Below are 10,003 nucleotides of genomic sequence, written 5' to 3'. Positions count from 1 at the left end.
GCTGACGCTCGTACTCGCGAACGAACTCACGGACCTCTTCGACGGTGAATCCCACAACGCTGACCATGCGAGATCACTCTCCTTTGCTTGATCGTGACTGACTCACAACCAGCTTGGCAAAGAGGGCGCATACGTATATACGCGTATGCGTTGCAGGTTTGCGCATGTGATGTTGGGCAGGGCCGCCCACACCGCCTCAGTCGAAGATGCCGGGATAGGCGCTCAACGCAATCTGGCCGCCCAAGTGCGCATAGAGCACATTCGAGTCCGCCCCGATCCGCCCGTCGGACACCAGGTCCATCAGCCCGGCCATCGACTTGCCCTCGTACACGGGATCGGTGATGACCCCCTCGAGCCGGGCCAGGCGCTTGATCGCGGCGACCGTCGAATCGTCCGGAATGCCGTAGGCGGGTCCCTCCCACCCGGGCAGAATCGTCACCTCGTCCGGCCGGATGGCCCGGCCCAGGCCGATCAGCTCGGCGGTGTTGTTCGCGATCCGGGTTACCTGATCGATCGTCTTCTCCAGAGTCGCCGAACCGTCGATCCCGATGATCTTGCGCGGCCTCGCCCCCGCGTCCTGGAGCGCAGCGAAGCCCGCGATCATGCCCGCCTGCGTCGAACCGGTCACCGTGCACACGACGATCGTGTCGAAGAAGACGCCCAACTGCTGTTCCTGAGCTGCGACCTCGTAAGCCCAGTTTGCGAATCCCAATCCGCCCAGCCTGTGTTCGGAGGCCCCGGCCGGGATCGGATAGGGCTTGCCGCCGGCGGCCTCGACCTCGGCCAGGGCGTCCTCCCAGCTGGAGCGGATGCCGATGTCGAAGCCGTCGTCGGGGTCCAGGCGGACGTCGGCGCCCATAATGCGCGACAGCTCGATATTACCCACCCGGTCATTGCCGGGGTCATCCCAGTCGACCCAGCGCTCCTGCACCAGACGGGCCTTCAACCCCAGGTGGGCGGCGAGCGCGGCGACCTGGCGGGTGTGGTTGGACTGGTAGCCGCCGATCGACACCAGGGTGTCGGCGCCGCTGGCCAGAATATCGGGCACGATGTACTCGAGCTTGCGGGTCTTATTGCCGCCGAATGCCAAGCCGGAGTTGCAGTCCTCGCGCTTGGCCCAGATCTGCGCACCGCCCAGGTGTTCGCTCAGGCGGGGCAGGCGGTGGACGGGGCTGGGGCCGAAGGTCAGGTCGTAGCGTTCGAAATCGTGAATGGACATGGGGCTCCTCGCGTGTGGCGGCGTGTGGAGGACCGCATCCGAGTGACGGCGCCCGAGGATTCGGTGCCCATCCGGCGGATCCTCTGTGGCATTACGTGTCGGGATGTGCGATATATCGAGTACCTGCAATGTAGCATCGAATGTGCCGTACACAACATAAACGACGCAATATACACAAGTCGAGGAGAGAGCACATGACCGATACCCGCGTCCGGGCGCAGGCCTCGCGAACCGGGGGCGAGGCGACCGACGGTGCGATGCCGCCGGCCCGCGCGCTGCTGCGCGACACCGTCTACCGGGAGCTGCGCGATGCGATCGTCCGGGGCGAGCTGGCACCGGGCACGCGGCTGCGCGACTCCCTGCTGAGCAAGCGCTTCGGCACCAGCCGCACACCCATCCGCGAGGCGATCCTGCGGCTGGCCAGGGCGGGCCTGGTCGTCGCGACTCCGGGCAAGGCGACGATCGTCGCGGCCGAGGACCCGCATCGGGTTCGCTGGGCCCAGCAGATCGCGGCGGAACTGCACGCCCTGGCGATCACCCTGTGCGAACCCGATGTGTACGCAGCCGAGACCGCGGCCGTGATCGGCGGCGGGCCGGAATCGCCCCGGGACGAGGACGCTGAGGATTCGGATGCCGAGGGTTCGTCCGCCGGGGCCGAGGACGCGAAGGACTCCGCAGCACCGCAGGGCTTCCGCCCGCTGGGCAAGACCGAGCTGCGGTGGATGAAGTCGGCCAACGCCAGCTTGAAACTGGCGATCGAGGCAGGCGATGCCGAGGCCGCGATCGCCGCCGACGAGGAATTCCACATGGTGCCCGTACGGGCGTGCGGCAATCTGCTCATCGCCGAACAGCTCGAAGACGTCACCGCGGCCCTGCGCAGGTCCGAGTATCTACACTTCGGTTCGATGACCGGAATGGACTCGCCGGATAAGCACGCGAAGATCCTGCACGCCCTGAAGAAGGGGAAGTACGAGAAGGCGGCGCGCCTGACCCGCGAGAATTGGCTGACGATCGCGCCACGGGACTGAACACCAGAACTCCCGACGAGCCTGCAGACTCCCGACAAGCGCATGAACACCACGTGAGCGCGGGAACTACCTGCTATTGCAGGTAGTTCCCGCGCTCACGTGGTGTTCATGGGGCCCGGTGGTGTTCGCCGGGCCCCGACTGCGCTCAGGCCAGGGTGAAGCCGTCGGCCTCGGCGGTACGGGTGATGCGGCCGGACCGCTCGGCCAGGCTGATGGCCCTGTTGAAGGCGTCCTGCGCCGGCTTCGAGGTGCGCCGACCGCCGAACATCTCCACCACCTCGGCCAGCAGGTCGGCCCCGGTCGCGGCACCGTCCTGGCTCAAAGCGGCCACGATGGCATTGCCCAGTTCCCGCTGGCTCATGTCCTGCAGGTTCCGCGCCGCCTGGCCCGGGCCCGGCACACGGTAGACGTTGTAGGCCTCCGGGTCCTGCTCATCGGACCAGACGAACTCCCTCCCGTCGTCTTCGGCCAGGGTGCGCTGCGATACCAGCGGGGCGATCTGCGCGGCGATACGATCGCGCAGCCGCTTATGGGACATGCGCAGAGCTACCCGCCGGAGCAGTTCGGTCTTCTCAATGGGGGCCTCGAGCGCGAGGATGTCCGCGATGTGCCCACGCACCCGCTCACGCGCCTCCTCGGAATGCTCCACGCGATCCAGCAGGGTCTTGTCGTCAACCGCGCGGACGGGGGCCTCAACGTACTGTTCCTCCACGATGCCCGAGGTCGGACCGGTGGCGGTCGGACCGGTGGCTGCGTCGGCGGTGCCTGCACTGACAGTGCTTGCACCAGCAGCAGCCACGTCGGCAGTAGTCGCATCGGTGGCAGGTGCTGCAGCGGTCACACCATCGACCTCACCCGCCACATCAACAGCAGCACCGGCCTCGTCATACGTACCGGCAGGCCCGGCTTCGGCATCCGTTTCACGCAACTGCGCGATCAGGCGGTCGAGAGCGGCACCGGGATCCAGGGCCCAGTCCGCGGACAGCAGGCGGGCGACGCGGTGCCAGTGCATACGGTCCTCGAGCATCGTCACGGGCAGGCCGTCACGGTCCCAGACTGTCGCACGGCCGGCCCACAGCGGCGAGTCCAACAGGACGGCCGACCACGGAGCCGCGCTCTCGGCACCAGCACCGTCCGCACTGGCCGCGCCCCCCGCGCCACCGGCCGTACCCGGCACGCTGTCGGCGGCCTCGCGCACGGCCAGGTCGACGGCAAACTCGGACTCGCCAACGCCCACCTCGACCTCGAAGCCGCGGGCGCGCAGTTGTTCGGCCACTCGATCGCGGAAGATGTCGTCGCCCTGGGGTGCTGCCTCGACGCGGGGCAGCACGCCCTCCTCCGCCATCGCCAGGTATGCCTTCATATCGCGCACCCCGGGCCTGGTCGACTTGCCGATGGTGATGTCGGCGGCGTGCATCGAGGCGAAGATCTGCACCTGTTCACGGGCCCTGGTGATGGCCACGTTGAAGCGCAGCTCGCCACCCGGGCGGGCCACCGGCCCGAAGTTGTTCGACCGCTGACCGGTTTCGGCATCCGGCGCGTACGTCATGGAGAACAGTACGATATCGCGTTCGTCGCCCTGGACGGTTTCGACGTTCTTGACCGTCAGCGGCTCCACGTCCCGGTTCATCGCGGCGACGATTCCGTCGTCCTTCGACTCCGCCAGGGCCGCGGCGATGTAGTCCTGCTGTGCCGAGTTGAACGTGACGACCATGATCGACTTGTCCGGCTGTTCGGCCAACAGACCGGCGATCCGTTCGACCACCGCATCCCGTTCCGCCTCGTTGACCTTCGCCGAGTAGCCGGGCTTGCGCTCCTGCACACCGCGCACGAAGGTATAACCGATCGGCAGCGCACCCGCGCCGGGCGCACCAGCCCGGTCCGAAGCACTCGGGTCCGCAGCACCCGCACCCGGCACATCCGACGCCGAGGTCCCCGCACCATCCGCGGCCCCCTCCCCTGCCACCGCAGGCGGGTTGGGGAAGGTGATGAGCTTGCCGTTGTAGTACCGGCGGTTCGAGAACGCGATGAGCTGCTCATTGGAACTGCGGTAGTGCCAGTCGAGGCTCAGGTGTTCGAAGCCCGCCTTGCCCGCCAGGGTCAGCAGCGATTCCAGGCGACCCTGGGGAATCGCCAGGGTATCCCCTGCGTCCCCGCCATCGACGCGACCGGTGAATTCGGTGGGGGGTGGCATCTGCTTCCGGTCGCCCACGATCACCGCCGAACGTGCCCTGCCCAGGGCGCTCATGGCGGTGGCGGGCCTGATCTGCGAGGCCTCGTCGAAGATCACCGTGTCGAATTCGATGGACCCGGCGGGCAGGTGCTTGGCCACACCCAGAGGACTCATGAGCACACACGGGGTGGCGGCGAGGACCTGCTCTCCGTATTCCTCGAACAAGGTGCGCACTGAGCCGGAGGACGTGCCCCGCACGTATGCGCGGAAGGCATCGTCGATTTCAAGGGCCCGCTGCGGATCACCCAGCGCGCCGGGCGGGGTCGCACGATGCGCCAGGATCAGGGCGCGCGCCTGCTCGATATAGCGACGCACCGCGGCAGGACGACCCGTGAATGCGGCGGGGTCCTCCAGCTCGGCAAGGGCGCGGTCGAGCGCGGCGCGGGAATTGGCCAGGAGGATCGCCTCCGCCAGCTGGTCGGCAGACCTTCCCGCGCGCACCTCTTGCGCCGCATCCGAAAGCCCCAGGCCGGCCATAGCGTCGGCCTGCGCATCGAGCTTGGCCAGCGTGGCCGCATCGTCCGGGCTCGAGTCGGCGTGCCGACGGGCCCGACGCAACCGCTTGGCCACATCGGCTGCGTGCTCCGCCTGTTCGGAGCTCAGATCCGCGGCAGCGGGAACTTCGGCCGGCTGCCACCCGCCTGTCATGTCGAATTCGGATTCGCGCTCCAGCTGCACCCTGAACAGGTCCCACAGATACTGGGGCTCACCCCGGGAGTCCTGCCCGTGTTTCACGTGAAACACGTCGTTCGGATAGGCGCGCAACAGATCCGTCGAGGCATGCAGCGCAGCCCGCAGCCGGTCGGTTCCGGTAACCGGAGCCGAGGTCGCTGCGCCGGTGGCAGTAGCTGTGCCGGCGGCAGCACCGGGCATACCGGTGGCGCCCATTTCCCCCGCCGCAGCGGCAGCCGTACCACCTGAGGGCAACCGGTCGAGCGCCTCGCGCAATTGCCCCCGCGCGTCGCGCAGACTCTGCTTGGCGTCGTGCAGATCCAGCACCGCATGTCCCAGGCCGGCGTCCTTGAGCCGCCCGAAGACCACGTCCAGCGCCGCGCGCTTCTCCGCGACGAACAGGATCCGACGACCGCGCGCCAGACCATCGGCGATCATATTCGTGATCGTCTGGGACTTGCCGGTGCCGGGAGGGCCCTCGAGCACGAAGGACTTGCCTGCACCCGCATAGGCGATCGCCCGCAGCTGGCTGCCGTCGGCCGGCTGCACCAGGGTGGTGGTGACTTCGTCGGCAGGGGTCAGCGCGCGGTCCCCGGCGGGGTCCGCGAACGGCGTGCCGAATCGACGGGTCAGCTGGTCCGCGACCGGCTTGTCCAGCAGGGTCGCCCAGTTGTCGCGCAGATCGGACCACAGCACCTGGGTCGCGAAATCCAGGGGCAGGAGCCGGGCGTGACGCAGAATCCGATGCCGGATCCCAGCCGCGCTCAACTCTTGGGAGACTCGTTCGAATGTCGCATCGACGTCGATGCCGGAGGCGTCCCGCACGGGTTCCAGCAGTGACGGGACCTCCTCCCCCGTGACCTGCCGCAGCTTCTCGTGCAGGGTGAAATTGGGCTCCAGGGCATAGCCGGGTTCCAGCGCCAGGGCGAAGCCGGTATCGGCGGATCCGGTCAGATTGGCCGGCGCGACGAACAGGGGCGAAGTCGATTCGTCCCCGGCATCGTCCTGCCAGGTCACGGCGCCCACCACCAGGTGCAGAGTGGTCTTGCCCGATTCCTCCCGGGACTTCTCCGATTGCGCCTGCAGGTTGGTCAGGAGCTTGCGGTAGTTATCGCGCAGCGGCTCAACCTGCAACTGGTGTGCGTCCAGCGCCGCCGTGAAGGCGTCCTCGGCCGCGCCCACCGTGGGAGGGACCGACGGAGCCGCGGGAACCGATGCCGACGGGACCCGATTCCCCGTGGCCGAGGCGCCCGCCCTGTCGGAGACCGCCGGCCGGATCACCGGTCGCCCGGGTTTCGCAACGGGCTGCGGGGCGGGGTTCGCCTCCTGGGTGTTCGCCGCCGCGCTGACCCGCTTGCTCAGGGGTGCCAAGTCGAAGCGCTCTCCGGAGGAGAAGGCGTCCTCGAACAGGGCCAGCCGGTCCTCGGGCACCACAATCCGCGCACCAGCAGTCTTGGCCATGCGCAGCAGTGGATTGCGATTGTCCAGCTGCAGGAGTTCCTTCAGCCAGCGCGACAGAATGGGTGGACGCGTCGTCCCCTCGCCCAGCGCAGAGTCGCCGGCCGAACTGTTGGCGGTGGCCCGGTCCAGCAGATCCGCGACGCGCACGATGTAGAGAGCGTCGGATTCGAAGGCGGCACGCGATCCGCCCACCGGCTCGACTCCACTGATGTCGGCGGAGAAGGCGCCGCGGCTGAGTGTGCGCGCATCGAAGGGCGAGGTCTCCGGATTGCCCAATCCACAGCGCACCCCGTCGGGCGTCATCACGAACACCGCCGAGCAGCCCAGCAGTTCCAACACGGCCGCCGCGATGAGCGCGCGTTCCATGCCGGTGACCCGGATGTCCTGACCCGCGGCACCACCAGCGCCGTTCGCATGGTCAGCGCCGTTGGTACCGGTGAACAGGTGCGTGACATGGCGCAGCCGCTGGCCGCCATCCGGGGTCCGGGCATCGCCCACAGAGGTGCCCAGCACACGGTTGAGTTCCGTATTGACCGCGCCCGCGTAGTCGGCGTCCTCCGGTTCATCGAGCGCGTTGACCACGGATTCCACGGCGCGCGCCATCCTGGCCACCCGGGGTGAGGAGAACGGGATGAAGTCGACGAGGAGTTCCGGCGGCAGATCGGAGCGCCATTCATCGTCTGTGAGCAGGGGAACGGCGATGTCGGCCGCACGCGAGCGCCCACCCACCGACATATCGAATTCCGCGTGCAGGTCGTCGGAGCCCGTGGACGCCGCGCCCGGCAGGACCGGCACCCATGCGAGTTCCGCGGGGGTCAGTGCGACGGTCTCCCCCGGTGCGACCTCGACCCGGGGGGCGGTCCATTCGACCGTGCCCGAGGTGCCGATGATCTGGCAGGCCGCGAGCGCCGAGGGACCGGCCTGGTCCGGTTCGGCGGTGTTGGTAATGGACAGGGCGCGGATGGGGCCCACGCCCATGCCCGTCAGCCGGCGGGTGTAGGCGGCGGCGAGTTCGATGTTCGCGCGCAGCCCACCCACTTCCAGGGTCAACGACCGGTGCGGGGCAGCGCCCGGCACTGCTTCCGCCGCCGAGGCCGCACCTGGCTCGGCCGCACCGGATTCGGCTGCACCGGACTGCGCCGACGGGGCCGGCTGAGCAGTTGCGCCGGTGGACGAGCCCATGAGGCCCTCCGGCAGGCTGGAGCCCAGGGATTCCAGGAGGAGCTGCAGGGTTTCGAGGAAGCGGTCCACATCGCCGGAGCGCATTTCGACGTCGGAGTCCGCCTGGTCGATGAGTGCGGACAGTTCATTCGCCCAGTCGCGCATCAACGGGTTCTCGCCACGGTGCAGATAGCGCCCGTGCGCGGCGATCGCCTCGAGCTGGTCCCGCATATTCCAGAAGCTGCGCGGACGGTTCGCAGCAGGCTGTCTGGCCTGGGACGATGGTCCCGCATTCGGTCCGGTACCGGAATCGGCCGCCTGCAGCGCGGCAAGCCAGAATGATTCATCGACGTCCGCGACCGAAGACTGCAGAATGGCATCGCCCAGCACCGGGCCGACCGCCATGGTCAGGCCGAGCACCACACTGTTCGAATCGCGCACGTCACTCCCTGAATCGACTACAACGACTGCGATTTCCAGGGTACTTCACGGTACTGACACGACCCTGAAACAGGAAGGTGCTCGGCATGCTGCGAGACCAGTTCGACCTTGCCGTCTGGGGCCCGTGCATCAGGCCCTCAGCCGAACCGGCCTATGAGGGAGCAAACGCTACGGCCGCTCATGGGCGGGGTGGGCAGAAGCTAACCGATCTTGCTACCTCTGGTAAATAGATCGAATTTGGCTTGGAGTCGATCAGAGCTGGGACGCAGGCTCTTCGATCTGGGCAGGTTCGACAACTTCTTACCATGCAGCGCTTGCATACCGAATTCCAAGATCGGGCCGTCCTTCTCTGTCAGAAGATCGGGCCTTAGCTCAATGACATAGTCGGGTCGGATGCCCATGAAGAACTTGTCGTAGGCTGCGTGATGAATTTTGCACAGTGCCAGCCCGTTCACCACAGAGGCGATTCCATGTTCATCACTGTCATCGATGATGTGCGCAGCATCCAGCAACTGCGGATGAGCCAAGGAACACACTGCACACATGTTGTTATAGGCATCCAGGACCTGCGATCGAAACACTGGTTGATGGAGGCGGCGCTTCGTCTGGGAAAGTAGGTACCGACGCGTTACTTCTTCATGGCCGGAGTATTCGTCTATATCGCCAGCTAGGTTGTCATCCGGCAAAGGAGCGAGAACAAAACGTTTCCTCTCTACTTCCTCGCCAATAACATACACTGGGGCAATAACATTGTATTTAGATGGTGACTTCGATATTTGCCAGAACCAAATAATAGGGAGATGCTGCCGCATTGCCACCCGCAGGCCGACGTTCTCAAATTGGTCCGGGTCATCACCTCGCCACGAGTACCGCGGGAGTCCGTCCTCGCCGATACTGTCCTCATAAGGATGCTCCCGACCTTTTTTGGGAAGATTCGTCTGGACGGTCAGTGCCGCATCAAATTTCGCCGGTTTACGGATTCCTTGCTGACCACGCAAGGAGAACGCCTCTCCGCGAAACTGAAAGTCGTCAATATGAGACACTTCGAGCGGGAAGCGACCGCCATCGGACGCCATATTTACCCACTCGATTGCCTCAGCACGTAGCCCAAGCGGTTCTGCCACACGGCCTCCTCAACTACACCTGACTGCATATTACCCGAATAGCTACGCTTGGGTGCCGCCCTGGTCTGTGCGTAGCTGATTTTGGACTGCTATAACAATTGGCACATCGGGGCCAGCCCAGGTCAACGACCTAAGTTCACGCACTGGAACCCAGTCCATTCGGTCATGATCGCTGCTGACAGGGTTTCCGGCAATCCCCTCAACCCAGTAGCAATCCAGGTCGATGATAAGTCCCTCATCATTCATCGTTGCCTGGCGGAAGACACGCTCTCCAATGACGACATGCTCTAACCCTAGCTCCTCCCGAAGTTCACGCGCCAAAGCAACTTCAGGCAACTCCCCGGGCTCAATCTTTCCACCCGGAAACTCCCACAATCCTCCCGCAGATTTTTCGGGTCTACGCCGACAGGCCAAAATCGAGTCTCCATTTCGGAAAACAGCCCCGACGACAGGTAGAGTCCTCAATTTTTCACCGCTCGCTCTTCTTTACGCTTTTCTTCCGCTGAATAGGATCCGCTGCACGCATCCCCGTCCACACTAGCCTCGATTTTTCACGGGTTGGGGTTTGTGCTTGATCGCGGCGTCGTTGTCTCATGTTGTAGGTGATTGTACTGTTCGGGTGTGATGTGCCTGCGCGTGTCGCCGCGGTGGTCGGGCCGTTCCA

General features: G+C 65.9%; 5 protein-coding genes. 1 reads left to right on the top strand and 4 read right to left on the bottom strand.

Translation table 11 applies throughout. The features are described 5' to 3' along the window. Positions 1–196 precede the first annotated feature (196 nt). Positions 197–1,219 carry a 1-aminocyclopropane-1-carboxylate deaminase gene (locus NQ034_RS15755; protein WP_257049987.1) on the bottom strand — a complete coding sequence of 341 codons (1,023 nt, stop codon included), beginning with the start codon at positions 1,217–1,219 and terminating at the stop codon, positions 197–199. Positions 1,220–1,413: 194 nt separating this feature from the next. Between NQ034_RS15755 and NQ034_RS15750 the strand changes: the two genes are divergently transcribed. Next, complete coding sequence (locus NQ034_RS15750; RefSeq protein WP_257049986.1) at positions 1,414–2,247, top strand: GntR family transcriptional regulator; 834 nt, start codon at positions 1,414–1,416, stop codon at positions 2,245–2,247. 145 nt (positions 2,248–2,392) lie between these two features. On the opposite strand, the gene NQ034_RS15745 is transcribed toward NQ034_RS15750, so the two are convergent. The 3 genes from NQ034_RS15745 to NQ034_RS15735 form a co-directional block, all read right to left on the bottom strand. Next, the gene (locus NQ034_RS15745) at positions 2,393–8,215 is read right to left on the bottom strand and encodes a DUF4011 domain-containing protein (RefSeq protein ID WP_257049985.1); all 5,823 of its coding nucleotides are present in this window, start codon (positions 8,213–8,215) and stop codon (positions 2,393–2,395) included. Between the two features lie 200 nt (positions 8,216–8,415). Beyond that, the gene (locus NQ034_RS15740; RefSeq protein ID WP_257049984.1) at positions 8,416–9,339 is read right to left on the bottom strand and encodes an HNH endonuclease; all 924 of its coding nucleotides are present in this window, start codon (positions 9,337–9,339) and stop codon (positions 8,416–8,418) included. Positions 9,340–9,381: 42 nt separating this feature from the next. Next, a complete protein-coding gene (locus tag NQ034_RS15735; RefSeq protein ID WP_257049983.1) occupies positions 9,382–9,804 on the bottom strand; it encodes a (deoxy)nucleoside triphosphate pyrophosphohydrolase in 423 nt (140 codons plus the stop codon). Positions 9,805–10,003 lie beyond the last annotated feature (199 nt).

Origin of the sequence: Brevibacterium moorei (assembly GCF_024580735.1) — a bacterium.
Classification (GTDB): Bacteria; Actinomycetota; Actinomycetes; order Actinomycetales; family Brevibacteriaceae; genus Brevibacterium; species Brevibacterium moorei.
Note: the sequence above shows the minus strand (reverse complement) of the source record. Positions and strands in the feature narration are given on the sequence as shown.